The organism is Asaia sp. VD9 (assembly GCF_037150015.1).
Lineage (GTDB): Bacteria > Pseudomonadota > Alphaproteobacteria > Acetobacterales > Acetobacteraceae > Asaia.
This window is the reverse complement of sequence record NZ_JBBCQM010000002.1, coordinates 313,655-339,058: the sequence shown is the minus strand read 5'-3', so window position 1 is coordinate 339,058 and position 25,404 is coordinate 313,655. Positions and strand designations below refer to the sequence as shown.

Sequence of the window (25,404 nt, the reverse complement as noted above, 5' to 3'; positions counted from 1 at the left end):
CGCCTATAGCCCGAATGGCATGGGGGTTCAAGGCTGTCGCACCATCCTGACGCCAGACGCACGCGCCTCGCTCAGCTCTGCTTCCCGGCAAGCCCCAAAGCCCCCTGCCCCTGTGTACAGAGTGCGCGGAGGATTGCCTCAAAAGCGGTGACCGCCCTGTTTGGCGTAGCCCGGGTCAAAGCCATGGCAATGGTGGCGCGCGGCATAGGGCCGGTGATCGGGTGAAACGAGACTCCTCTGGCATGGATCTGGCTCAGATAGGAAGGCACGATCGCCACGCCCATACCGGCGGCGACCATAGGGATGATGGCCGCCACTTGCGGGGCGTGCTGCCCTAATTGCGGGGAAACGCCCGTCTGCAGGAAGGCGGCAATGATCGTATCGTAAAACCCCGGCCCCAGATGGCGCTCGAACAGGATGAGCGGGTCTCCCGCTATGTCATGCAGGGAGAGTTTGCGTGCCTTGTGCCGGGCATGAGAGGAAGGCAGCACGATCATGGTGGGCTCGTCCATGAGCGGAAGCACGACGATCTGCGGATCGAAAACCGGCGGGCGGATGATCGCGACATCGACCTGACCATTGCGTAACGCCGCGCAAAGCGCTGGCGTGTTGCTCTCCTCAAGCGTCACCTCCACGCCTTTTCGCGCCTGACGGAACCCCTGTATGGCAGCCGGGATCAGCGGATGCAGCGTGACGCCTCCAGCCATGCCGATACGCAGGGAGCCTTCATGCCCCTCTGCCAGCCCCCGTGCAAAAGAGCGGAACTCCTCCGACAGGGCGAGAATGGTGCGTGCCCGGTCCAGAAGCTGTTGTCCGGCCTCGGTCAGGGTCACGCCACGACGCGAGCGTTCGAACAGGCGCACGCCCAGATCTTCCTCGAGCCGCTGCACCTGCTGGCTCAGGGGAGGTTGCGCCATATGCAGCCGCTCCGCGGCGAGAGTGAACGTGCCGCTCTCGGCAATCGCAACGAGATAGCGCAGGTGGCGAAGCTCCACGGTCATATTCCCTGAATATGGAAAACCGCTGAACTATATATTTTATGTCTTCCTCTACAACACCTAGGCTGTCTCGCAAGAAGCAAGGGAGCGAGACCTAATGACCTATACGGTAGGGATGTATCTGGCCGAGAGGCTGACCCAGATCGGCATTGCGCATCATTTTGCCGTCGCGGGAGATTACAATCTTGTCCTGCTGGACGAATTGCTCAAACAGCCGGCGCTCGAACAGGTCTATTGCTGCAATGAGCTCAATTGCGGTTTCGCCGCCGAGGGCTATGCGCGTGCACGCGGCGCTTCGGCCGCCGTGGTCACCTTTGGTGTCGGCACGATATCCGCCATGAACGCCCTCGCCGGCGCCTATGCGGAAAACCTGCCCGTCATCGTGATTGCCGGCGGCCCGAATTCAAATGATCACGGTTCTGGCCATATCCTGCATCACACCCCCGGCACGACGGATCTCGGCTTCGAGTATCGTATGGCGCGTGAAGTCACCTGCGCCGCGGAGATGATCACCGATGCTGCCTCAGCCCCGGCAAAGATCGATCAAGTTCTACGCAGGGCTCTGCGTGAGCAGAAGCCTGGGTTCCTGAGCATTGCCTGCAATATTGCCAATGCCCCCTGCCCGCGCCCCGGCGCGGCAGGGTTCCTGCCCCATCTGCGCGACAGTGACCCTGCGAGCCTTACTGCCGCACTTGATGCCTGCGTGGCCTGGCTGGCGGGGAAGGAAAAAGTCGTGCTTCTGGTGGGCAGTCGCCTGCGGGCCGCCGGCGCGCAGCAGGCCGCTATCCATCTGGCGGATGCACTGGAATGCCCGGTTACCATCATGGCAGCCGCCAAGAGCTTCTTTCCCGAAACCCATCCTGGATTTCGTGGATTGTACTGGGGAGCCGTGAGCGATCCGGGCGCGCAGGAACTGGTCGAGAATGCCGATGCTGTTCTGTGCCTCGCCCCTGTTTTCAACGATTATTCGACTGTGGGGTGGACGGCGTGGCCCAAGGGGCCGCATGTCGCCTGTCTCGATTCCGAGCGCGTCACGGTGGCGGGTCATACCTTCGATCGCGTTGCGCTCGCCCCCTTTCTCGACTCTCTGGCCGCACGGCTGAACAAGCATCCGACCACGCCGCCCGGCGAACCAGCCGCTACTGCCAAACAGCCGCCGCGTTTCTTCGCGCCCCTGCCCGCAGCCCCGGAGGCGCGACTCACCAATGACGAGATGATGCGCCAGATCCAGCTTCTGATGACGCCTGACACCACGTTGTGCGCCGAGACCGGGGATTCCTGGTTCAACGCCCAGCGCCTTGGCCTGCCGGAAGGCGCACGCGTGGAGTTCGAAATGCAATGGGGGCATATTGGCTGGTCCGTACCAAGTTGCTTCGGCAATGCCATGGGCTCACCCGAGCGTCGTCATCTTCTGATGGTGGGTGACGGGTCCTTCCAGCTGACCGCGCAGGAAGTCTCGCAGATGGTGCGAGAGAAACTGCCTGTGATCATCTTCCTGATCAATAATCGGGGATATGTCATTGAAATTGCCATCCATGACGGGCCTTATAATTACATCAAGAACTGGGATTACGCGGGCTTGATGGAGGTATTCAATGCGGGAGAGGGCCACGGTCTTGGATTGCATGCCGCAACAGGCGCCGAACTCGAGGCAGCCATTCAGCGCGCCTGCGCGAATACACAAGGCCCTACCCTTATCGAATGCAGCATCGAGCGCGACGACTGTACCCAGACGCTCAGACAATGGGGGAAGGTCGTCGCCCGGACGAATGCCCGCCCGCCACACATCTCTTGACGCCTCGCGCTGACCGCACCCTCAGACCCATTGAAACGAGGCGCCCAAGCGTCTCCATCCGGAAAGATACCATGATCATCTCTGCGCCTACCGATTATCGTGAAGCGGCCAGGCGGGCCCTCCCCCGCTTTCTGTTCGATTACATCGATGGCGGGGCCGTAACGGAACAGACGATGCGCGCGAATTGCGACGCGCTCCAGGCCATACGGTTCAGGCAAAAGGTTCTGGTTGGTGCGGGCGCTCCCCGGCTCGACACCACCCTTATGGGGTCTCGTTGGGCGGCGCCCTTTGCCCTCGGGCCGGTCGGCGCAACCGGCATGTATGCGCGGCGGGGCGAGGTTCAGGCAGCACGGGCTGCGGCGCGGGCGGGCGTTCCCTATGCCCTCTCCACGGTTTCTGTCTGCGCCATCGAGGAAGTCGCCCGACATGCCTCCGGACAGCTCTGGTCCCAACTCTATGTCCTCAAAGACCGGGGCTACATGAAAAATGCACTTGAACGCGCCTGGCAGGCTGGCATGAAAACGCTGGTTTTCACGGTCGATATGCCCACGCCGGGCTCGCGCTATCGCGACAGACATTCAGGCATGTCCGGTCCCTATGCCTCCTTGCGCCAATATCTGCAGGCGCTGCAGCATCCGCGCTGGGCGCTGGATGTCGGGCTGAGAGGGCGTCCGCTCTCTTTCGGCAATATAGAAGCCTATACGGGTCGCCCGATGTCGATGACCGATTACATGGGTTTTCTCAGCTCGAATTTCGATCCGACCATACGCTGGCAGGACCTCGAATGGATACGCGAGAGCTGGAAGGGCAAACTCGTCATCAAGGGCATCCTCGACCCGGATGATGCGCGCGATGCGCTGCGCATGGGGGCCGATGGTCTTATCGTCTCCAACCATGGCGGCCGTCAGCTCGACGGCGCCCCCCCGACAGCGGAAGTCCTCCCTGCCATCGTCGAGGCGGTGGGCGACCGGCTCACCGTTCTGGCCGATTCTGGCATACGTTCGGGACTGGATGTCGCACGCATGATCGCGCTCGGTGCACAGGGCGTGCTTTTGGGTCGCTCCTATATCTACGCGCTGGCGGCCGAGGGACAAAAAGGCGTGCAGCGCCTCATGGCCCTGATCGCCGCCGATCTGAAAGTGACCATGACACTGATCGGCGCTGGCTCGATCAAGGACATCACGCAGGACAAGATCGCCCATTTCCAGCGCGAATATAGCCCCCACTCCGGTAGTCCGGCAACGAGGGGTGAGACACGAGAACCAACTCCCGCGCCACGCAAGACACGATCCCGCCAGAATGCCTCGGCGAAAGGCTGAGCAAAGGCGCTTGGCTCCCGAACCTTCTCACGGAGTCAACGCCACACACTGGAGAATAAGGGGAAACACGAGACTTGGCCCCCTTTCGGCCCTCGCTGCGCCGCCACGCGATGAAACCTGGTCACTCTGCCTTCAAACCGCGCAAGGGAGCCAAGGCATCCCCCTGATACGACGCCTCGTGAACCCCGCCGCACGCGGGGTGACGCAGAGGACATGGCGTGCAACCGAAACGCGCAGCCATCGCTAAAGACAGGCGAGAATGATTGCCTGAGTGTCCAGCGAAAGCCCGCATGAAGAGGCACTTCCCTTTCTCTGGCGGTTATTCCTGGAGATGATTTTTGTGACGGAGATACTCATGGAAGAGCCAGTCCTGCGGGCCGTTCTGGTGGGTTTCGGCTATGTCAGCCGCACCTTTCACGCCCCTTTCCTATCCACGCTGCCGCAATGGCATCTGCACGGTATCGTTTCACGACATGGCATTCCGTCCAACAGCGCGCCTGCGACGTGCCAGATCTATACCGATCCAGAGACAGCCTTCGCCGATCCGGATGTTGATCTCGTCGTGATTGCCACCCCCAATGACACCCACTTCCCGCTTGCCTGCGCCGCCCTGCGCGCCGGGAAACATGTGGTTCTTGAAAAGCCTTTCGCGTTGTCTCTCGATGAAGCCCGGGAGATCATCGCGACCGCAGAGCAGCATGACAGACATCTCTGCGTTTTTCACAATCGCCGCTGGGACAGCGACTACCTGAGCATTCGTGCTGCCATCGCGGACGGAACGATCGGTCGCGTCACACATTTCGTGTCCACCATCGACCGGTTTCGCCCCCTCGTCCGGGATCGCTGGCGCGAGAGCAACGCCAAGGGCGCAGGCGTGCTCTATGATATCGGCCCGCATCTGATTGATCAGGCCCTCCAGATTTTCGGGTTACCCGAGCAGGTCTACGCCTCGCTCGCCCTGCAACGGGACAACGCCCAGAGCGATGACTGGGCCCATATCCTGCTGGAATACGGTGCGACACGCGTCATCCTGCATACGGGCTCCCTAGCAGCAGGGGCTGCGCCGCGCTTTGTCGTCCACGGTACTGGCGGTACTCTGATCAAGAGGCTGGCTGATCCCCAGGAGGCACAGCTTCGCGAAGGCATGATCCCGGGGCACGCCGGGTGGGGCGAAGACCCGGATGCGATGGAAATATATCTGGCCGAAAGTGAGAGCCGCCCGAGCCCGGCGCTGAAAGGCGACCAGCGAGAGCTTTACCGCCAGCTGGCTCGGGCACTGACCGGAAAAGCAGGTAATCCGATCAGACCTGTCGAAGCTCTGGCCGTCATGGCCGTGATCGAGGCCGCGGTCCAATCGGCTCATGAAAAACGTGCTGTGCCGCTCGCGCTGAGCCCGGAGGAAAAACGGCGTTGGCACGACCAGGCCAGTGCGCAGGCGGGCTACCCCACCCCGCCGCCCAAGGCTGGCCCGCAGGCATGAATGGCTGCGCACCGGCCCGCACCGGCACTGCTCCGCCGGATCTATCGGCGCAGCGAGGAGGCGTCTTCCCTGCTGATACGAGGGTCCGGAGGGAAGACGCAGGACGCGGTCAGGCCGTTTCGCGGCACATCGTCTTATCGAGTGTGAAGATCTCGAAGCTGTCGAGTGTGACACCCATCCCGTCGGTACTCAGACGCAAGATATCGAGCGGCTTGGCCGGATAGACAAGGGCGGATCCTGTCTCCAGATATTCATTCGCATAGAGCTCGAAGGCGCAGCCATCGAGAAACAGGTGCAGATCCAACCCGCGCGGCGTCGCATAGAACGCGGTATTGATGGGTGCGGCGAAACGGCCGGTATAAAACGGATGATCGAAGCCGCGCAGTTTGCTGCGATCAAGCCAGATTTGTGCGCTCGAAACGTCATACCCGATCGACAGCTTCTCTCCCTCCGCATTGGCAAAGGCCAGCTCAAAACGATTGATCACGGGACCGGAGCTGGACGGATCGGTCTGACGATGCTCATCGGCGGTCAGGCGCAGCACGATTTCGATCGCCTTGCCCTGGGGGAGTGGGAGGTCGCGCTTTGTCCCCTGCGGAAGGTAGCTCCCTGCCTCGCTATGCTGCTTGCGGCGCAGCTTTTCAACACCACGCGGCTTCTGTGCAAGGCGCAGATAGCCGTTCGTGTCATGCCGGATCGAGAGGCTGCGCGGCAGGGACATCGCGCCACGCCAATCCTGGGTCGGCAATTCCTGACAATATTGCCAGTTCCCCATCCAGGCGATGTTGACGGCCTCCTCATCCGGCATGTTGCTCCAGACCTGCAGGGCATAGGCATCCTTTGCGAAATCGGTGAGCCGGAGGATCCCATCATACGGAGTGAACACGGCCCCGTCGAAATCGCCGATGAAATACTGGGTGACGCTGCCCCCCATCGGGCTGCCCGGATTGATGGAGACGAACAGCACCCAATGCGCTGTGCCGCATTCATCTTTCACCTGGATGAGGTTCGGGCATTCGTAATTGACGGTAGGAAGCCCGGCCGGACCGAAATTGCTGAGATGCGTCCAGTGAATCAGATCCGGCGAGGCATAGAAGCCGATCTGATGCTGATCTACCTCGGCAATCACCATCACCCATTTGCGCGTGGGGGCATGATAGATGACTTGCGGATCACGGAAATTGGGGCTGTCGATATCAAGGACGGGGTTTTGCCCGTATTCCTCGAAGCTCTGCCCGTTATTGCGGCTGATCGCCAGATACTGGCTCTGACGCGTGGGCAGGGAGCGCGTGTAGAGCGCGACCATGTTGTTACCATTGGTACTGGGGAACAGGCCCGAGCTGTTGTCACGGTCGATCACGGCACAGCCGGTATAGGCCTGACCGTCAACCGTATTCGGTACCGCGATGGGTTGGTCTTTCCAGCTCAGCAGATCCGTACTGATCGCGTGACCCCAGCAGATATTGGCGGAATACGCCGCATCGGGATTGTGCTGATAATAAAGATGATATTGCGTCCCGTCGAAAACGAGGCCGTTGGGATCATTCATGAAGCCAATCGGCGGGGTGAAATGAACTGAGGGCCGATAGTGTCGCCCCATAAGGGAGAAAACGCATCCGTTTTTCTTTTCAGTCATTTTTTTCCAGGAGCTTATGAAAAGGTCTTTTTCTGATTGCACCGGACTGCTCCGGCGCGCATTCATATAATGGCAAAATGCCATAAAGGCAAGCAAAGAGGCGACAGGCCTCGATCAATACGTAATTATAGGCACTTGAAATATGGAGTTCAGGGCTCCACTCCTATCCGTTCAGCCGACCCATTCGTGCGAGGACGATCAAACTATGAATGAACCTGCACGATTAAACTGGCTCAGGCTCATGCAGCAGATATTTCTCTACAATGCACTTAGCCTTTACAGCTTTATACTTTCTGCGGGGCGATTCGATCCTTTCCTTTTCCCGATGGTCGTGATGCCTCCTCTATTGTGCCTCGTCATCCTGCTGGGCCTGCACCGATGCCGCGTGATCACACTGAAAGACGCCGTACTTCAGTCCCTGCCCTATCTCGTGACGCTTCCCTGGCTGATCTGTTTTCCTCTTGCGCTTATCGTACGCCGCGCCCGGTTTCATATTCTCCTCCGGTTCAACTCCGACGTCGTTCTCGGCCTGCTTCCTCTTGGGGCTGACAGTCTCAGGGACACGTGGATCGAATGGCTGCTTCTTGTCCTCGCCGCCGCGCTCTATTGTCTTGTTTTCGCGAGTACGCTGAAAGAAGCGGGCCAGCCGTCATGCTTCCTTCCGATCATGACTTTAGGTTTATGGCTCCTCAGCGTGATCCTCGCCGCGCTGATCACAGTGACCTGCTTCAACCTGTGAAAAGCTGTCTCGCTTTGAGTACGAGCACTCACCCCAAGATGCCCCTTCATGAGGCGACGGGAAGATCTCCCCTGTCGATCGCCGCATTGAAATCCCTCCAGTCTTTCCGCGTCTGACTGGCATAAATGGCCGAAAAATTTGCGATCGCCTCCGCAAAACCGTCACCCGATCCCAGGTAACCGTGAATCATTGCCACATCGCCCGAGCGTGCATGGGCGCGTGCCAAAGCGCGACCGCAAAGAGCGGAATAATCATCCAGACCTTCCTGAGCGACATCGGTACCGATTGCGGCCAGCCGACTGTCCTTGAGGCGGCGCACGTAGAACTGCTTGTTCGCGCCATCAAACCGCCTGCGCTTTCCTGGCTGCTCGGCTGTATTGGTATGTGTCCAACCCAGGAAGATATCCGAGGTCGCCTGCATGAGGCGCTGCCCGGCCACCACACGCTGTCCCTGATTGGCGAAGGCCGGTCCCTGGACATGCGCAGCCAGAACCGATTCCTGAGCCTCCTTGATCTGGAGCAGCAGCGTTTCGCCATCGGCAGTCGCGAACAGTCCAATCGCGCAATAGGTCCCCACACTCCCCACGCCGACTACCTTGAACAGCGTATCCTTGAGCCGATAGCGCGAGAGCAGGGTGGCGCGTTCTGGCGGCTGCGTAGCCAGATATCGGTCGAATGCCTCCCTGATGGTAGCGTCCTCGCCGGGCAGGCGCATTACGAGAGGCGGTTTCACCTTGAGCTTGGGAACCGCCTTGTCGAAGGATACGAGTCCGAAATGCGCCCGAGCACTGTCAAGCCTAGCCTCGAGCCGCGCCTTGACGGCCTTGCGCGTGTGCTTGTCCGAGAAGTCCTCGATAGCAGCCGCGAGATCGATCCTGTCAGCCCAGATCTCGAGCGGGCTCATGGGGGCGAGACGGGCCATTTCGCTCTGATAGCTGGCAGCCGCGATGCGGGCATTCTCATGTGCCTGAATGTCCGACAATCCGTTCTCCAGACTGGCCAGAATGAAAGACGTGCCCAGACGCTTGAGGTCCCATTCAAAGGGGGCGGGATAAGTCTCATCGAAGTCGTTGATATCGAAGACGGCCAGCCCGTCAGTGGACGCATAGCTGCCAAAATTCGCCAGGTGACAATCACCACAGCTCTGCACCATCGGCCCGGCGGACGACGTATGCGCCAGATCGGCCGCCATCACGATGGCGCTGCCACGCAGGAAAGCAAAGGGCGAAACACGCATACGCGCGTAGCGTACGGGCAAAAGGGACGGAATACGGCGCTGCCCCTGCTCAACCAGAAGGGCAACAGGATCGGGCCGCTCGGGAAGAGGTGTCCAGTCCGCCTGCGCGCTGCGTGGCAGGATTTTACGCAGATGCTGCCCTTCCTGATGCCGTGCGGATCGCGTTTCCAGCACCGTTTCGCCCCCGTTCTCAGACGGGCGGCTCTTGCGCTTTGGCGCACGGGCGGGAGGGATGGCGGCATTCATGAAACGTATCCTCTCGGTGGCCTGAATTTGAAGGCTATCAGACATCAAACGTCACAAAAGGCAAAATGCTTCATGAATGCATCGTCAGAACAATGCGGAACACTTACAGAACCAGAAGAGCGGCCGCCAGCGCAGGAAGTGTGAGCACCACGCCGTAGCGCATGAACCTCCCATAGCGCATATCGAGATCATGTTTGCGCAGGATGATGAGCCAGAGAACCGTGGCCAGAGACCCGCTCAGCGTCAGATTGGGGCCCAGATCGACACCGATCAGAAGCGCATCCTGCAAACTGCCTCCATGCGTCGCGTGATCGGGGGCCAATTGCGCCGCAAGAAGTCCCGAGGGCAGATTATTGATCAGATTGCTCAGCATGGCGAGGCCGAACCCCGAGACCAGCACGGCCGCGCGCCCATGACCAAACGACAGGATCAGGTCTCCCAGATGCCGGATGATGCCCGTCTGCTCGACGGCTGACACCAGCACGAACAGACTGGCCACAAGCGGAAACACGGACCAGGAAATCTCGCGCAGAGCCGGTATGGGCGAAGCCCGGCGCAGCAGCGTAACCATCACACCCAGCCCCGCCCCGCCAATGGCCGTGGCCCAGCCGAGGGAACCATGAAGGAAGGAGACAATGGTCAGGGCGATGCTGACTCCCAGCAGGGCCCAGGCCGTCAACCGCGCAACAGGATCGAGCGATGGGAGGACTTCGGAAGATGCAAACCGCGCATCGATCGCGTGGCGCACCATCGCATAAAGCGCCATGAAACTAACTCCGATCGCCACGCAGGATGGCATAAGAAACCGCCCCAGCCAGGGAATGAGACTCGGCGGCGCCCCTCCATAGATCACGAGATTGGCCGGGTTGCTGATCGGAAGGACAAAACTTGCCGCATTGGCCACGAAAGCGCAGGCCAGCAAGGCGGGAAAAGGATCAATCTCGGCCTTGGCTGCCACGGCAATAACCGGAGGGGTCAGCAAGATGATCGTCGCATCATTCGACAGAAAGGCCGTGGTTACGATAGCGACGCCGAAGATGATAAGAAACAACCTGCGCCCTGAACCTCGCGCATGGCGCATCGCGGCTGCCGCCAGCCAGTCGAAGAGTTTCTCCTGTCGTGCAACCTCGCTCAGGATCATCATGCCGAGCAGGAACAGATAGACCTCCCTGCCCGAAACGATAGCATGCCACGCCGCCCCCCAGCTCTCGAGCCCAAGGACAACGACCAGCAAAGCCGCAATGCCTGTCCAAAGCGCCTCGGGCAATTGCCATGGGCGCAGGAGCAGCCCGGCAACCGCCAGAAGACACAAACTCCAAAGCAAGAAATTCTCCATGATCCAGCTCAGGCCGGAACCGCATTACGGGCCTGCTCATCAGGATCGCGCGTTTCGGGCATCAGCATCAGGAAGAACAGCAATGCCAGAACGGCGATGGCCGTGAGCGACAGGAAACCAGCGCGATACCCCTCCAGCTGCACGATATATCCCCCGAGCAAATTGCTGAGCGCGCCGCCGATACCGACACTCAGCGCGACCATTCCCTGCAGAAAATTAAAGCGCCCGGTTCCATGGGTGAGATCCGCAGCAATGATGATGGCGATCACGCCGAAGATACCGGCAGCAATACCATCCAGCACCTGGATCGCGATGATGGCCGTCGGTGCATCGAACCAGGAGAACAGCAATCCGCGTATCGGCAGGATCGCATAGGCCAGCAGGAAGATAGGCTTGCGTCCGATACCCCCTGCCATGGCACGGCCTACCGCCCAGGCCACCAGCATCATGACGAATTGCGCAACGATCACGCAGGCGCTGAGCGTGACCGTTTCAGAACCCGGATGGCTCTTGGCCATGACCTGCCCTGCAAACGGCAGCATGGCCGCATTGCCCAGATGGAACAGCACAATGGCACACAGAAACACCCAGACCGGACGACGCCCAAAGAGGGCGTTCAGAGCGACGGGCGGATCATTCGACTCATCCTCGCTCCCACGCGCGACCTTCTGGTCGATTTCCTTGGGCCGGATCAGAAGCAGAGCGACTGCGCTCGCTATGGCGGAACCGCAGACAAGATAGAAGATCCAGTTCAGCCCCCAGTACTGGCCGCACAAGCCGGCCAGCGCCGCTGAAGCAAAGGAGCCAAAATGATTGATCCCCTGATTACGACTGATACGCCCCGGCAGCCGACGACGCCCCACCAGGCCAAGCGAGATAGCCGCCAGAGCGGGCGGGATGACGGCGGCAGCGGCACCCATCATGATCTGCGCGGCAATGACGGGGGCCATGCCGGGCAGGGCGATGATCAGGATACAGCTCAGTGCCGTCACCAGAGCCGACACGGCAACAAGGGTGCGTTTGTATCGGGTTGAGTCGACAAGCAGCCCGGCCGGAATCTGGCAAAGCGCTGTCGCAAGACCCGTCATGGCCATTGCGATACCGATGGGACCCGCCTGCCAGTGCCGCGCGCTCGCAAGATACACGGTCAGATAGGGTCCTACGCCGTCCTGGACATCGGCCAGAAAAAAATTCGTGGCATCCAAACCGGTAACGCTACTCGCCGAAGGCCCCTTGCCTGCATTAGTGGTGCGGCTGTCCTGCGCGATCCTGGTGCTGCTCACTGTTTTTCCTCACCCCCTGCCCGGAGGACGCTCGTTCTGAAATTCAGCCCCGATTGGCGCGATCCGTTACCATCATGCAACGCAAGATTCCGGCATTGCCGAGAGTGTCCGGTGTCTTGGCCCTAGGCCTTTCGCCCCCAGGCTCGATGGCAACCGGGGCACGATCCGGGCAGAACGGCGGTGGGGCCGAGATGTTCCTTGCGCATCGCAGAACATCCTGAGATACAAGAATAACTTCCTTATCTCTCTGCAAAACACGTCTCGACATCCGACGTTTGAAGGCGGTTTGCGAGGTAAAAGCGTCGGGAAGCGCCGACAGGAGCCTGCCATGATCACTCCCCTCCGCGCTCTGGGCTGGCTATTCTGCCTCGCGCTCACCTTGATGGGGACTACGGTTTTCAGGACGGGGGCGTAGGCGACAGGCCAGCTTGATGAAGGGTTTCAAGCGCGAGGCTATGCAAAAACTGCATCAGGGCGAGTCTGTAACGCGGAGCAGATCGAAGACGAGCTTGTAAGAAATGGGCGCTGACACAGTTGGCATCAACGCCCGGTATGCACCGAGCGGCGATTGCCCAATTGAAGCTCGATGTGATCGGAGGCATGAAGGCGGCCAGCACGAACAACGGAAGAAACCCCTAGCCAGAAACGGCAAGCTACCTAAGAGGTGAGGTTTATTCGCGATGCCTCTGGCCGATTGGGCGTAGTCAGTGGCGGCCTATGATCGAGTTGCAGCGAGACCCCCACGTCGGTGGTGCGGTAATGCGCCCTGCTGCAGCGCAACCAGTAAAGCGCTTACCTTCGTCCCGTACCGAAGAGTGATGCCGCCCCGGCATTGACGCGTTTAAGCGAAAGTTAGGCTCAGGACTCATAGCCAGAATATGACGGTAGCGGCGAGGCAGATGGCTGAGAAGGAGACGGTCGGGCATCTGTCGTAGTGTGTGGCGACGCGCTTCCAGTCCTTGAGCCGGCCGAACATGATCTCGATACGATCGCGGCGCCCGTATTTGCGTTTGTCGTAGCTCACGGGCGTCGTGCGGGATCTCCGGCCTGGAATGCAGGGTCTGATCCCTTTTTCCTCCAGCCCGTCCCTGAACCAGTCGGCATCATAACCACGATCAGCCAGGAGCCACTTCGCAGCGGGCAGATCGTCCAGCAGGGCAGCGGCCCCGGTGTAATCGCTGATCTGGCCTGTCGTCATGAAAAACCTGATCGGGCAGCCATCCCTGTCTGTCACCGCGTGCAGTTTCGTGTTCATGCCGCCTTTGGTCCGCCCGATCAGGCGGCCAGGATCGCCTTTCTTGTTCGCAGGCTGGAAGCCGTGCGGTGCGCCTTTAGGTAAGTCGCGTCCATCATAATCGTCTGGTGATCCAGTCTGCCGGCCGCCAGACCATCCATCATCCGGGCAAAGATCCCCATGGCGCCCCACCGTTTCCAACGATTGTAGAGCGTTTTGTGCAAGCCATACTCTCGCGGAGCATCCCGCCAGCGCAGCCCGTTGCGGTTCACGAAGATGATCCCGCTCAATACACGCCGGTCTTCAACACGCGGTTCGCCATGGCTCCTTGGGAAAAACGGCTCCAGAAGCTCCATCTGCTCGTCCGTCAGCCAATACAGGTCGCTCATCTTCAGTCTCCTCAAGGAGCCTGAATCAAATTTGCCCACCGAAATCAATGGGTCCTGAGCCTACGAGGACCGACCGCCTGCCGCAGCAATTTGGTCGAGATTTCCGATGAACTAGGGAGGGCGTTACTCAGCCCAAAAGGAGAGCCGGAGGGCGCGCATCTCACGAATCTACGCTCCTTACAATGTCTCTGTGATGGTAAGCGCCCTTGAACAACGATAACAAGGCATATCTCGGCGTCTCGTCACCCGGCGACTGTCTTGTACAAAAGCAGGATGGGATATTGCAATCAGAATTCGGACGTAAAAATTTTTCCTGAAAAGAGGCTAAACAGCGTGGGACGCGATAATGCTGGAATCTGAGTGCTATGACATGTGCTCGCAAAGCCTCCCACTATTGCCGATCCGCACCTAGCAACTTGAGAGCGACCAATGGTGTTTGAGTGATAAAGCTGGACACTTGCTCCGGCGTACCGAGCATACCGGCCTCATCTAGGGGAATTTCGGATATGAATACCTTTCTTCTGCCCTCAATCAGGCGGTTATACATGGGTGCTATGTACCGTTCATTTTTTTCCATTCCATCAGGTCTGGAAAACTGCTTTTCATAAAGCTCAATATATAGGTCAACGCTACTGAACCAATACAGACCGAGGGAAGCAAAATCAGAGATCCGTACCTTCTCCCTGACCTCTACAACATTACGATCATCGTCAAGGCGCGCGAACGACCAACCAGTTCCTGGGGCCCTGAAACAAGGAAGCCAGCCGTCGCACTCAACCGGTTCGGGTGGTGTCATCAAACCAGGCTTCACAAAAGTATCTATATTGTAAACCGCGAAAGGCAAGTGACCTGGCGCGCCTTCAGCGAGCGCTAATGCTGTCGTAGCTTGACCGTCAGTGCTGTGATCTAATTCGACAATATCGTCGACCTCAATTCCCAGCCGAGCGCAGCGATCGAGAATATAAGATTTGGCATTGAGTTCCTTTCGCGTGGCAAAGCGAAATCGCCAATTAGCGTCACGAAATGCCGACAAACTCAACATGGACCAATCGAACAGCGGGCGACCTAGCGCCTCTATCTCATATTTCGGCATTGCATATCCGGCCTCGCTGAAGCGCGACCCCATACCTGCCATCGTGATTGCCATTATCCCCATTTCAGTCAGCCTTTGGCAATGCGATCACGCTTGATGAGTTCCTCGATAGCGTCGAGGTCGTTGTCAACGAATTCTCTCGGCCTAACGGCTCTATCATCAATATAGAAACCATTGTGTCCCGCCCAAGGCTTGCCAAGGTGAAGTTCGTCGAAAGGGATTTCGTGTTTTGACAGCCACTGCAACATGACCGAACTGACCTCTTTATTGATCACGCCGAGGTTACCCCGGCTCGATCTCATGCCACGAGACGAGTTCAAAATGATATGCCACCCTTGCTGATGAAGCTCTCGGAGTTTTTCGACGATTGTCGCCTCGGGGGCGACAGAGAGATAGCTCTCTCCGCTCTCCTTGATATCGCACAGCGTGCCATCCACATCGACGACTAGAACTCTATCTTCACGAATCATGCCTTATTTTCCAACGTATCAAGTATGGATGCTGCCGTGAGGGCAAAGCCGGCCAACTTATTTGGCCTGTCTCGATGAAGCGGAAGCATCGATAGAAATAAAGATAGCTCAATTGCGCGAACCGCAGCAATATCGAAACCTGCCATTTGCAGACGCCTACAGAACGCTGCCTTCATCCATGTCGGGGGGCCACCACCATCCAATGCGCACTCTAGAGTCATTCGTTCATTGAGAGCGCATGAAAACATATCATTATTGATAAAATCGTAGCCACCCATCACCGAATGACTGAATTTTGCAAGGTCATAAAGGGGGTGCATGAGGCCGGCCTCGAAAGTGACTGCCCCTCTCGGATCAATAAGACGCATGAAACCCAATCTCTTTTCAAATAGTATGTTAGAAAAGCAGGGATCTCCATGGCCGAACACAAGATGCGGGTCGGGGAAGCATTCGATAGCTTGTTCGATGATGGGCATTGCCGCCCAATGCATATCGCGCAATCCACCGCGTGGGCCTGATGCGCTCAGGATGGCGTCAAGCCTTTTGCCGTGCTCCGTGCTTAGAAAAGTCGTCATTCGGGTATCAAGCTTGCCGAGAATCTGCCTTTTCCCCTCGGTCACTGTCCCTACATGATTGCACTCACTTTTCTTACGCGATGAAATAAAGGCGAAAAAGCTGTCGAGCAGAGCCTCGAATTCATGGGGCTGTAAAGCGCCATGAAGAGACTGAAGAGCCACATCTGGAATAGGAAGGTGCTCCATCGCATAGCCGGCACTGTCCGCTGCCTTCCAAAACTCAAATGTAGGCATGAGAAAACGCTTCATTTCCTCTGGTGCGACATGGAAATATTTATATTCTCCTTCCATCTTCGCGATATCAGATGAGCGTTTGTAGAAGACCCCGCTGTCGGCAGACGTGTCGTTGAAATGTCGAGCTTCCGTAGACCCCACCAGAAACTTTTGCAAATTTCGCAGGATCCGAAGATCCACCATGACAGCATGATCAGCAATGCATGGAGCATTTCCAGAGAGCCTCCGGAGAACGCTACGATGGTCTTCCTCATCGTTGACGCTGAGGAGAGCAACAGCATCCTTGGCGGATAATAGCAGTGGGGCAGCGTTGTCATTCATAGGCGCTAGAAGCATCGTGTCGACTGCGAAGGTCGACTTGAGAATGATGTCCACCAACTTATCCATGCGTAGCGGCACGATACACGACGGTAGCACGAGGTAGAATCGGCTTGAGTCACGTTTTTCGATATGCAGCGCGAGTTGACGAGCCTCATCGTCAGTCTTGATTAGAAAAAAATCAGCCTGTGCTTTGTCGGCTGCTTCTTCGACTTCGACTGCCAAACGTTTACGACGCCGCACAATGCGAGCGAACGAAACGTTTCCTATTATCGCCGCAATATCGGAAGACGGGGAAATCCTGTCATCGAATATTATAGTTACGCTGTGCGCCACGCTATTCCCTCAGAGTTTCGTTCTGTGCGTTACAGACGGCATCCCATAGCGAGCCAACCGAACGAGGTAGCCCCATACCGCAAGAGGCCACATGAGCAGTAATACAAAGATATTGCCCGCGGCTGATACTGACAAGGCGGGGTCTATACCCTTTGCTATGATGGCATGCCATTCCTGAGTTGTACGACTCACCAACAGGACGCCAGCATCGTGATAATAGGATGCGATAGCGATATTCGCGATGAACGCTGCTGCGAGAAGCTCCAAGCCCCAAATCAGTACTGTGATCATCATGAGTATAGCACCTTGGGTACGTAGCAGGCGTTCCCCATCCGTGGTTCCGATACGCAGCATATCAAGTAGTCGCAGCGCCAAGAGAGTACGATTACCGCTATGTCGGACCACCACATAGTTCTGTAGTCGGGTCAACGCGCATGGACAGATAAGGAAACATATCCCAGCAGAAAGCGTCACGACCAAGATCATCCATTGGATTGTTCTCGCTGCCCCGCCGGCCCAGTTCAACGCATGTCCATTGAGGCACAGCCCGGAAAGCAGCAACAGGAGCATGATTGCATCGAACAAACGATCCACGACAACCGTGACTATGACTTTCGATAGGTCCTGCGCCACGATCCAAAGGTTCAGAAGACGAATCACCTCCCCAAACTTGAATGGTGGGATAATTGCGAACGGTGCCGTAGCAAAGTGCAGAGAAAAAATCGTACGCGCAGGCACTTTGAGAAGGTGGCTAGAAACAATGCATAGCCTGGCTGCCCTCAAGCAGTGCGCAAGTAAGCAGAATATCATGGCAATGATCACATAGAAGCCTACGACCGGTCCCAAAAGTCGTGCTATCAGAAGGCCACCACCGATGAGCAAAACTATTCCCGCAATCGCAACCGCAACAAACCGCCCCTCGAAGAGAATACGGCATAGCGACCGGCGCAAATCGAAATCTGACCGCGCAGGAGTTTCACTTGCCGTACGCACAACAAATCTTCTCAGCTGCCACTCGCAGACGGACCATCTGCCTCCTTGTAGCTCCATGATCCAACCAGACTTGAGGGATAATTTTCCCTTGCATAAGCTCTATGCTCTCCGGATTCAAAATTCCTGCGCGAGAGGCACCGACGTGCCAACAATCCTAGTATCTGGAAACCCATGCGGGAAAGCTTGGCGTTCGACACCTGATCATCCTCCCGCCAGGTGAGAGGAAAGAACCTCAGACGCAGATCAGATGCCGCGACAAAAAGAATCAAATAGTAATTAAATGTCAAATCGTCCGCGAAACGTTTATGAAAGTTGTCCGAAAAAGATGCGAGCCTGAACATATTCAGACCCGAGCCTAAGTCGCAAAGCCGCCGACGCGAGACGACCGAAAATAACGTATTGAATACTTTATTTGCCATTGTACGTATAAACGAATATCCTGAGAGACGGGCGCCTTTCATGAAGCGTGCTCCCATGAGAAAGTCTTGCTGCAAGTAACGTCCGGATTCGAGCTCCGGCAGGATATCCGCGATTGCCCCCTGATCATCGCCGTGGAGGACTATAAGGAAATCATATCCATGCTTTTGTGCATAGCCGATCGCCACTTTATGCGACCCGCCCAGCCCATAATTGTCATCATTACGTAGAAGGGTGCGGTCGACGATTCCAGAGAGTCCAGCCAACCCAGCGGCTGCCGCGGACAAGGTGTCATCTGACGATTGATTGTCGACGCACAATACCCCGTCCACCCAACCAGAAACCCTGACATCCGAAAGCTGCCTCAAAACACGCGCTACCTGCCGCGCGCAATTGTACATCGGTATAAAAACGAGGATGCGCGAGGGCTTCAGAACCATCAGGACTCACCACAAACGATATAGGCTCGGCAGCTTTTCGTTTTGAAGAATTGTCCGAGTCAAACGCCTCACATATCTCAAACCCGTCGATAAGAGAAGATCCATCGGGCGACACATCGCGACATGAGATAATTACAAATCAACTGGGGCGGCGTGACAAGCACCTTCGCCAACACCAGCGCATCCTTCGGATTAGAATCCGATATTCCGGCACTATTTATATATGAGACCAAGCCCGGAATAGCAAGAGAAGCTAGTCCTATACTCAAACCCGTATACGACATGTAGATCATGGTTCGAATAAATATTCCATCGTTTTGCCCATCATGGATTCTTCTACGTGCCATCATGAAGACTACACTTGAAGCCAGAGACGAGCTAATAATGTTAGCCAAGACTGTTGGGACGCGCCCCGTATTTGAAATTAGCAGCAACGTAGTCAAATCTAAAATCCAGCCACCGCCGGACAGCGCTGCGAAACGTATAAAATTTTGTATGGTCCCAATGACATTTGCGAAATGGCTTGATAGAAACCGCCCCTTCTGCTTTCTCGCGATGAGGGCCTCAGAGATTCCCAGGGGCAGCACGAACGCTCCCCATACTGGCAAGAAAGCAATGTACGCCCAATTAATGGTGGGTGACGCCATCACCACAGGAACCACCATCGCTAAAAACAACAGGGAGAAAAGGGGCGTCAGCCACGTCCATCCAGTCGCGACGACTAGGAAAGTGACAACCACAACCACGCTCAGACCCCTGATACCGATCTTCTTACCTTCCCAATGATAGAAACGGGTGAAGTCGCGCGCCACCCCACGGGTCAGAGGATGATCACGCACTAAACCGAACTGGTCTGGAACTCTGATGTGGTCACTAACATACGCGTTGAACTTTCTCACTTCATCGCGTCGATCATAAGGACTTTCCATCTGCCATATGTCGTCGTTGAGCAGATCGTATCCCGTTTTGGCCCGATACCTCAGAAACGGCATTGGGTCACGCTTGATATCATCAAGCGTAATTCGGCGCATCTCACCGAGGGCTGGTATCGATTGCCGATTTGCTTGAGGGGTTAAAACTTGCCACCAGAAAGCCTCAGGCCCTTCGGCACACAAGCGCTTCACCGGGCCAAAATGACCCATCGCATTTGAAATCCTAGGTTCCGGCGTGCTTGCACAGACATACGGATCGGCCATAGCAACAACAGAAACTGTGGTGTAACTCGCCTTTGAAAGCTGACTGTCGAAGCCATAATGATATGGCAGCGCTCTATCGATGAACTGCTTCAGAGCCAGGATCAGGCAGGCCGAGACCAGGAGAGCTGCCATTCCGCGTAGGGGTCGCAAAATTTTGCGTTCTCTAAAAAGCAAAAACGTGAAAAGAACGATCGCGATCGTATAAAGCGCAAAATATTCGGGGCGAAACAGCCAAGCTACCCCTGCAGTTATCACAACACCTGACATCAACCGATAAAAGTTCGAATAATCTCGGTTGGTGAGCTTGAAGTACGTATAAAACATCAAACTTACGGCGAAGAACGCAACTGTGATTACTAAGAAGTATCTTTGCTGCGAAAACATACTCACAACAACGGCTGGATTCCCGATAAATGAAATCACGGTGAGAAACGACAAAAGCCGCTTCTGCCAGACGGGGCATGCAGATGTCGCCATATCACCGCATCTCAGGAGAAGAAATGCACTCAACAGCCCCAGTACGGCCGGTAAAAGCTGAATCCACTCGAATCCAATAATGCGTACGAAAGACGTGTATACGAAATACAAGACAGAATACCAATCAGTATAGGCCTGCGCATTGGCGGCGCGGATTAATGTGTCATGCGCAAAAAGCGATGGGAACACACACGCATAGAAAACAGTCCACCAAATGACGAGCACAGTAGTCGCATACGGATTAGAATTATGTAGCCGATGAAAAAACCCTCTCACCGGCGCAGAAAGGAGCAAGAAAAACGCCTCCGTCAGCAGAAAGGATAGTACCACCGCGTAGTACAACAAACTCTTGGAAAAGACTCTGCTTTTATTAAGGTTCAATCTGAAGTAATCACCATCCCGCACCATCTCTTCTACGATCTTCTTCCCTCCACTCACCGATACAACGAACAATCTCTGCGAAGGCGCACCAGTATTCAACAACTTTCGCAAGTGCGCGAGCGAGGTACGGTTTTCGTCTATACGTGCATAGGAAGATGACGTTATCTGCCCGTCTCGCGACGACCCCGACAGGATAAAGATCCCGTTACTCCCCTGAGAGCATAGTGTTTTGTGCTCGCTGCAAAAGACCGATGTAGGCGCGGGCGAATACACCGCGTAGTCGCCTACACGAGCCAATGGAGGCGTATCAGGGCGGATAAGCGATGGCGCCGTATCTCCCGTATTGAAATCTAGTCTCTCACCAGCCCCAGGAGGAAAGAACGTAGGCAGATAAACGCTTCCCGTCATCGCCGTCCGGAAGATAAACGTATCGGGAATAGTCCAGCATCGGTAAGCGACAAAGAACCCCAAAAGAATCGCGAAGAGACTCAGATGAGCGAGCAATTTCATTTTCACGTAAGACTAAACCCCAAAGAGACGAGACGGCGGGCTGGGAGGGAACGAGCTCACGCTGGATGAACCGGATCTATATGGTGTGGTTCCGTGACCATCCAACTGCCGTTGTCGAGAAGCTAGAACCCGCAGGATTTACAAGCCAACCTCAACGAATGTCCAGAGCCCCCGCTTCACTGCGCAAACGCTCTTAACCTGCCTCGTCGAAAAGTCGCAATGGCGTTATCCAGGCTCCAATGTTGGGGATGGATGATGCTGCGTTTGCGGGCGCGTGATCGGGAGATGTGAAAGATTCCCGTGTAGCCGCAAAGTCAGGGACGGCTCCAACGCCGCAAACTAGCTCGATCGCCGCAAACGTTTCTTCTGACCAAGCAACGCGTCACAACCCAGATCGTCGTTTTCCAGTCAGGACCAGCACTCATAGTCCCGATAGTAGTCTTTCACATTTATGGTCTGCAGAAGACTCGAAACGACTCCCCACGGGGATTCATCATGAAGCCCCTCGTAACAGAAGCGTCTGTGCGAGAGGAGTAAGCAGAAGCAGGGTTTAATGCCTATAGTTAGATGAATTTCTTGAAGACCCGCGTATCTTCTGCCCCGAAAGAATAATCGACGAGGAACCACTCCCTCTAGCGCGGCCTCCTTCCTTATCGGGAGCCACCCTATTCTTCGGACAGGGCCGTGAGCGATAGATTAGCCCGCCAAAGGACGGGACTTATTGGCAAAGCTACACTGAGACGACATTTGGAAAAGCGCAACTCGCAGGCGGGGCCGAGATGTTCCTTGCGCATCGCAGAACATCCTGAGATACAAGAATAACTTCCTTATCTCTCTGCAAAACACGTCTCGACATCCGACGTTTGAAGGCGGTTTGCGCGGTAGAAGCGTCGGGAAGCGCCGACAGGAGCCTGCCATGATCACTCCCCTCCGCGCTCTGGGCTAGCTATTCTGCCTCGCGCTCACCTTGATGGGGATGCTCAGGCCCCTCTGGCAGTCCCATGTGGGGCTGTTTCTCTATCCCGATCATCGCTGGGCCTTCGGCATCATCGCCCATACCGAAACCGCGACAGAGCTCCTCGGGCGCTGGGTTTCCCCCGTCAGCTTCGGTCTTGCTTCCCTGCTTTGGCTCGGCCTCTATCGTGAGCAGGCCCCTCACCGGTAAAACAGCGCGCCCGGCCGCTATGCACGCGCCAGGCCGGAAGGCCTCTATTCAGACTTCGCCATAGCGTGCCGCCCAGCGGGGCGAGATCCAGCGCGCTGCCAGGAACAAACATATGGCGAAGATCATGACGGAGCAGAGCACACTGGCCAATGCTGCGCCGGTTACCCCGAAAACGGTGAGGAACCCGGCGAGAACCACGAAGTAAACTGCGATCACCGCGAGGCGGTATTTGAGAATGATCGCCAGCCGCCCCATGACGGTCAGCAACGTCTCAAGCGGGATAATGCAAACCTCAAGCAGCGCGCTGCCGACCATGAGCAGGATAATCGGCAATTCATGCGCGAAATTATCATGCAGCATCATATGCAGAATGGCCTTACCGCCAAAGATCGCTACCAGAACGGCAAGCACCGAAAAGCCGATGATCACCAGCGCCAGACGCCGCGTGACATGGCGCAGCTCATGCCAGTTCTGGTTGTCACGAAAGCGCACGAATTCGGGATACAGGCTCGGAATCATCATCTGGGCGGGCTTGGCCAGGCCATCGCAGATCTGCTTGGTCACTCGATAGATCGCGACATCCCGCGCGCCCAGAATTGCGCCGATGATGAGCGTGCCTCCCTGGCGGAACACGGCATCGAGAATCTGATTGACGCTGACCCTGAGGGTGAAGCCCCAGATCCCCTTGATATCCGCAGCGCTCAAAAGACAGGACAGAAATCCGATATCGCGCCCCATCTGGCGACGCAGCAGCAGAAAGCCGCCCAGGCTCGTGACAACGAACAGGGCGAATTGATGCAGGAACCAGACAAAGAGGAAGAATTCGAGCGGGGCACGCAGCAGATAGCCGAGCAGATAGCCCAGCGTCCGCACACAGGTGGAGACAAAATCGAACACCGCGGCGAGGCCGAAGCGATTGCTGAGCCTGATCACCCCTGTCGACCAGCCCGTATTCATGAACGCGACCGTCGCCATCATCCATGCGGCGTCACGCTTGACTCCGGGCGACCAGCCCAGAAGCGTGCTTCCTACGAGCGCGATGACAATGATGCCGCCTACGAGCCCTACAGCGCCGCTCAGCATGTCCGAGCGCATGCAATAGCCCAGAACAGGCATGAAGCGCTTTCGGTCTCTGGCCTCGAACGCGGCCGCGCCATAGTGCAGCAAGGTCTGCCATGACTGCAGATGCGTCATGTCGGAAACCAGTGTCACAAAGGTGGTGATCAGCAACAACACGCCAAACGTGGCCAGCCCGAGGGTATGCGCTGCCCAGGCAACATAGGCGAAGCTGCAAAGCGCGTTGATGATCCTGCTCGAGATCAGAAAGCCTGTATTGCTGAAGATACGATGCAGCGCGGAGCGTTGTTCAGAAGCCATGGAGCGGCAAGAGATCGTGGCGTATCGAATTTGTCAAAGGGCTGCCTTCAAATCGAGCCGCACCTCAGGCCGCGACTGCATCAGGGAAAGATAGAGCTTGCCCCCATGGGAAACATGAAAAGGGGCAACCAGCGCGGCCAACCGGTCGCAGGATGGTGCAGGCTCTGCCAGTAGCTCCGTCATGGCGCGCGCCAGGGCTTCGACGTCGCGCACAGGCACGCTCCGCCCGGCAACCGGGCTTTTGACAAGAGCGTCCACAGCGGGCGAACAGCGGGTCGTAATCACCTGACGCCCCGCGGCCAGCGCCTCGAGCAGAACCGCGCCATAGCTCTCGCAATGAGAAGAGAGAACAAACACACGCGCTGCATCCAGATGCGGTCGGATGGATGGCACATAGCCCGCGAAGATCACATGACCTTCCAGTCCGAGGTCGACCGTAAGCTTCTCCAGGCGGTCGCGCTCGGGGCCCTCCCCGCATAACACAAGCTTTGCGCGCGCATGACGATCAGCGACGAGACGAAATGCCCTGATCAACAGGTCGAACCCTTTGATCGGCACCAGCCGCCCGGCAGCCAGAACGGTCATCGTACCATCTGGTGCCTCGCGGGGCGCCCCCTCATCCCAAAGGGCGGGAAGCGGTACGACCTCGACGCCCTCGCAGCCGACGATCCCGCTCGTATCCCGCGCCAGATCCTCACTGAGCGTGGTGATGCGGTCAGCGCCGCGAAGCAGCCAGCGCATACGCCAGTCATACCCGGCCTGCCCCAGTGAGGAGCGTCCCTCCCGACAGACAGGAGAACTGACCTGAGCGATCATGAACGGTCGATGCGCGGCATTGAGACCCTTGAGAGCCGGGATGACAGGCCAATGGCTATTGCCGGGCACATAACAGCTATCGATCTGACGCGTACGGAAGATGCCTCTGGCGTGAACCGCCAGCGCCCATGCCAGCGCCGTATCACCGAGACGCCCGGACAACCCCAGATCCACAATCTCGATCGACGAATCAACCAGATCCCGCAACGGACCATCCACGCGCCCGACAATCAGGACCACGTCAAGCGACAGCGAGGCCCAGTAATTGGCAAGGCCGATCGCCACGCGCTCACTCCCGCCCAACCTGAAGTCACGCAGGACGATACCAATGGTAGAAACGGCGTTTCGGGCAGGCCCGAAGTTGATACGCGGATGAATGGACATCGTTTGGACGGGGACTCTGTTCACCGAAAACTGGGAGGGCTTCTGACATGCTTTGACATGAGATACAATGCGTTACTTTTTAATATAAGCAGAAACGGCCCCGGCGCCAGGCGCACGGGGCCGTCGATCCTTCACAGGAAGAGGATCAAATCAGTTGTGAGACGGTGCACCACCATCGGGTGTGGCACCATCGGAGGGCGCCGACTTGCGGGGCTGGGTCGAGTGCTCCACGTCATACGCGGTGGCCTTCTCCTCATAGCTGCCCTTCGCGCCCGGATGCTCCTTGTCGTATAACGCGGCCTTCTGCTTGGCCTCCTTGCGGTACTCATGACGCTTGTACATGCCGGTTGCACAGCCCCCCACAGCCCCAAGCACGCCATGATTGACCAGATGCCCCCCGACAGCACCTGCGGCGCCATATTTGAGGCAGCCACCTGGCTCAGCCTGTGCAGCCGAGAGTGTTACGACCGGGGCCGCGGCAACCATCAATGCGGCCAGAAGCGAATAGCCAGAGACGTGACGCATGGGAT

General features: G+C 57.2%; 20 protein-coding genes. 5 read left to right on the top strand and 15 right to left on the bottom strand.

Annotated features, from left to right (window positions below; genetic code table 11):
• Positions 1-71 precede the first annotated feature (71 nt).
• Positions 72-995, bottom strand: coding sequence for a LysR family transcriptional regulator (locus WFJ47_RS03910; protein WP_336760982.1), 924 nt, complete (start codon positions 993-995; stop codon positions 72-74).
• Positions 996-1,095: 100 nt separating this feature from the next.
• Here WFJ47_RS03910 and WFJ47_RS03905 point away from each other — a divergent pair, with 100 nt between their 5' ends.
• From WFJ47_RS03905 to WFJ47_RS03895, 3 genes are all read left to right on the top strand, one after another.
• The gene (locus WFJ47_RS03905; protein WP_336760981.1) at positions 1,096-2,793 is read left to right on the top strand and encodes a thiamine pyrophosphate-binding protein; all 1,698 of its coding nucleotides are present in this window, start codon (positions 1,096-1,098) and stop codon (positions 2,791-2,793) included.
• A 71-nt stretch (positions 2,794-2,864) separates the two neighbouring features.
• The gene (gene lldD, locus WFJ47_RS03900) at positions 2,865-4,112 is read left to right on the top strand and encodes an FMN-dependent L-lactate dehydrogenase LldD (protein ID WP_336760980.1); all 1,248 of its coding nucleotides are present in this window, start codon (positions 2,865-2,867) and stop codon (positions 4,110-4,112) included.
• A 355-nt stretch (positions 4,113-4,467) separates the two neighbouring features.
• Complete coding sequence (locus WFJ47_RS03895; RefSeq protein WP_336760978.1) at positions 4,468-5,592, top strand: oxidoreductase; 1,125 nt, start codon at positions 4,468-4,470, stop codon at positions 5,590-5,592.
• Between the two features lie 109 nt (positions 5,593-5,701).
• On the opposite strand, the gene WFJ47_RS03890 is transcribed toward WFJ47_RS03895, so the two are convergent.
• Entirely contained in the window at positions 5,702-7,228 is a 1,527-nt protein-coding gene (locus WFJ47_RS03890; protein ID WP_336760976.1) for a glycoside hydrolase family 32 protein, read from the bottom strand.
• A 241-nt stretch (positions 7,229-7,469) separates the two neighbouring features.
• Here WFJ47_RS03890 and WFJ47_RS03885 point away from each other — a divergent pair, with 241 nt between their 5' ends.
• A complete protein-coding gene (locus WFJ47_RS03885) occupies positions 7,470-7,967 on the top strand; it encodes a hypothetical protein (RefSeq protein WP_336760975.1) in 498 nt (165 codons plus the stop codon).
• A 46-nt stretch (positions 7,968-8,013) separates the two neighbouring features.
• On the opposite strand, the gene WFJ47_RS03880 is transcribed toward WFJ47_RS03885, so the two are convergent.
• From WFJ47_RS03880 to WFJ47_RS03835, 10 genes are all read right to left on the bottom strand, one after another.
• Positions 8,014-9,450, bottom strand: a complete 1,437-nt coding sequence (locus WFJ47_RS03880) for a DUF2252 domain-containing protein (protein ID WP_336760973.1) — start codon at positions 9,448-9,450, stop codon at positions 8,014-8,016.
• Positions 9,451-9,553: 103 nt separating this feature from the next.
• Positions 9,554-10,786, bottom strand: coding sequence for an SLC13 family permease (locus WFJ47_RS03875; RefSeq protein ID WP_336760971.1), 1,233 nt, complete (start codon positions 10,784-10,786; stop codon positions 9,554-9,556).
• A gap of 8 nt (positions 10,787-10,794) precedes the next feature.
• Positions 10,795-12,069 (bottom strand): MFS transporter, encoded by a 1,275-nt coding sequence (locus tag WFJ47_RS03870; protein WP_336760970.1) that lies wholly within the window; start codon positions 12,067-12,069, stop codon positions 10,795-10,797.
• An 865-nt stretch (positions 12,070-12,934) separates the two neighbouring features.
• Positions 12,935-13,692, bottom strand: a protein-coding gene (locus tag WFJ47_RS03865; protein ID WP_336760969.1) for an IS5 family transposase whose coding sequence is annotated in 2 segments (ribosomal slippage) — positions 12,935-13,371 and positions 13,371-13,692 — 759 coding nt in all. Because the reading frame shifts where the segments join, the coding sequence is not laid out codon by codon here.
• A gap of 391 nt (positions 13,693-14,083) precedes the next feature.
• Positions 14,084-14,839, bottom strand: a complete 756-nt coding sequence (locus WFJ47_RS03860; protein ID WP_336760968.1) for a glycosyltransferase family 2 protein — start codon at positions 14,837-14,839, stop codon at positions 14,084-14,086.
• A gap of 14 nt (positions 14,840-14,853) precedes the next feature.
• The gene (locus WFJ47_RS03855) at positions 14,854-15,255 is read right to left on the bottom strand and encodes a capsular biosynthesis protein (protein ID WP_336760966.1); all 402 of its coding nucleotides are present in this window, start codon (positions 15,253-15,255) and stop codon (positions 14,854-14,856) included.
• Positions 15,252-16,607, bottom strand: a complete 1,356-nt coding sequence (locus WFJ47_RS03850) for a hypothetical protein (protein ID WP_336760964.1) — start codon at positions 16,605-16,607, stop codon at positions 15,252-15,254. Before WFJ47_RS03850 ends, WFJ47_RS03855 begins: the two co-directional genes overlap by 4 nt.
• 120 nt (positions 16,608-16,727) lie before the next feature.
• Positions 16,728-17,711: a lysylphosphatidylglycerol synthase domain-containing protein gene (locus WFJ47_RS03845; RefSeq protein ID WP_336760962.1), complete on the bottom strand. Its 984-nt coding sequence runs from the start codon at positions 17,709-17,711 to the stop codon at positions 16,728-16,730.
• Positions 17,712-17,722: 11 nt separating this feature from the next.
• Positions 17,723-18,568, bottom strand: a complete 846-nt coding sequence (locus WFJ47_RS03840; RefSeq protein WP_336760960.1) for a glycosyltransferase family 2 protein — start codon at positions 18,566-18,568, stop codon at positions 17,723-17,725.
• A gap of 77 nt (positions 18,569-18,645) precedes the next feature.
• Positions 18,646-21,132: a hypothetical protein gene (locus WFJ47_RS03835; protein ID WP_336760958.1), complete on the bottom strand. Its 2,487-nt coding sequence runs from the start codon at positions 21,130-21,132 to the stop codon at positions 18,646-18,648.
• Between the two features lie 976 nt (positions 21,133-22,108).
• Here WFJ47_RS03835 and WFJ47_RS03830 point away from each other — a divergent pair.
• Positions 22,109-22,297, top strand: a complete 189-nt coding sequence (locus WFJ47_RS03830) for a hypothetical protein (protein ID WP_336760956.1) — start codon at positions 22,109-22,111, stop codon at positions 22,295-22,297.
• A gap of 48 nt (positions 22,298-22,345) precedes the next feature.
• Here WFJ47_RS03830 and WFJ47_RS03825 read toward each other — a convergent pair whose 3' ends face one another.
• The 3 genes from WFJ47_RS03825 to WFJ47_RS03815 form a co-directional block, all read right to left on the bottom strand.
• Positions 22,346-23,674: a lipopolysaccharide biosynthesis protein gene (locus tag WFJ47_RS03825; protein WP_336760954.1), complete on the bottom strand. Its 1,329-nt coding sequence runs from the start codon at positions 23,672-23,674 to the stop codon at positions 22,346-22,348.
• 33 nt (positions 23,675-23,707) lie between these two features.
• Positions 23,708-24,874, bottom strand: coding sequence for a glycosyltransferase (locus WFJ47_RS03820; protein ID WP_336760952.1), 1,167 nt, complete (start codon positions 24,872-24,874; stop codon positions 23,708-23,710).
• A gap of 150 nt (positions 24,875-25,024) precedes the next feature.
• The gene (locus WFJ47_RS03815) at positions 25,025-25,399 is read right to left on the bottom strand and encodes a hypothetical protein (protein WP_408868610.1); all 375 of its coding nucleotides are present in this window, start codon (positions 25,397-25,399) and stop codon (positions 25,025-25,027) included.
• Positions 25,400-25,404: the final 5 nt, after the last annotated feature.

What these genes read in the sequence shown, in the direction of transcription:
- WFJ47_RS03905 (WP_336760981.1), top strand. Translation starts at nt 1,096, where the DNA reads ATGACCTATACGGTAGGGATGTATCTGGCCGAGAGGCTGACCCAGATC.
- lldD (WP_336760980.1), top strand. Translation starts at nt 2,865, where the DNA reads ATGATCATCTCTGCGCCTACCGATTATCGTGAAGCGGCCAGGCGGGCC.
- WFJ47_RS03895 (WP_336760978.1), top strand. Translation starts at nt 4,468, where the DNA reads ATGGAAGAGCCAGTCCTGCGGGCCGTTCTGGTGGGTTTCGGCTATGTC.
- WFJ47_RS03890 (WP_336760976.1), bottom strand. Translation starts at nt 7,228, where the DNA reads ATGACTGAAAAGAAAAACGGATGCGTTTTCTCCCTTATGGGGCGACAC.
- WFJ47_RS03885 (WP_336760975.1), top strand. Translation starts at nt 7,470, where the DNA reads ATGCAGCAGATATTTCTCTACAATGCACTTAGCCTTTACAGCTTTATA.
- WFJ47_RS03880 (WP_336760973.1), bottom strand. Translation starts at nt 9,450, where the DNA reads ATGAATGCCGCCATCCCTCCCGCCCGTGCGCCAAAGCGCAAGAGCCGC.
- WFJ47_RS03875 (WP_336760971.1), bottom strand. Translation starts at nt 10,786, where the DNA reads ATGGAGAATTTCTTGCTTTGGAGTTTGTGTCTTCTGGCGGTTGCCGGG.
- WFJ47_RS03860 (WP_336760968.1), bottom strand. Translation starts at nt 14,839, where the DNA reads ATGGCAATCACGATGGCAGGTATGGGGTCGCGCTTCAGCGAGGCCGGA.
- WFJ47_RS03855 (WP_336760966.1), bottom strand. Translation starts at nt 15,255, where the DNA reads ATGATTCGTGAAGATAGAGTTCTAGTCGTCGATGTGGATGGCACGCTG.
- WFJ47_RS03840 (WP_336760960.1), bottom strand. Translation starts at nt 18,568, where the DNA reads ATGGTTCTGAAGCCCTCGCGCATCCTCGTTTTTATACCGATGTACAAT.
- WFJ47_RS03835 (WP_336760958.1), bottom strand. Translation starts at nt 21,132, where the DNA reads ATGAAATTGCTCGCTCATCTGAGTCTCTTCGCGATTCTTTTGGGGTTC.
- WFJ47_RS03830 (WP_336760956.1), top strand. Translation starts at nt 22,109, where the DNA reads ATGCTCAGGCCCCTCTGGCAGTCCCATGTGGGGCTGTTTCTCTATCCC.
- WFJ47_RS03825 (WP_336760954.1), bottom strand. Translation starts at nt 23,674, where the DNA reads ATGGCTTCTGAACAACGCTCCGCGCTGCATCGTATCTTCAGCAATACA.
- WFJ47_RS03820 (WP_336760952.1), bottom strand. Translation starts at nt 24,874, where the DNA reads ATGTCCATTCATCCGCGTATCAACTTCGGGCCTGCCCGAAACGCCGTT.
- WFJ47_RS03815 (WP_408868610.1), bottom strand. Translation starts at nt 25,399, where the DNA reads ATGCGTCACGTCTCTGGCTATTCGCTTCTGGCCGCATTGATGGTTGCC.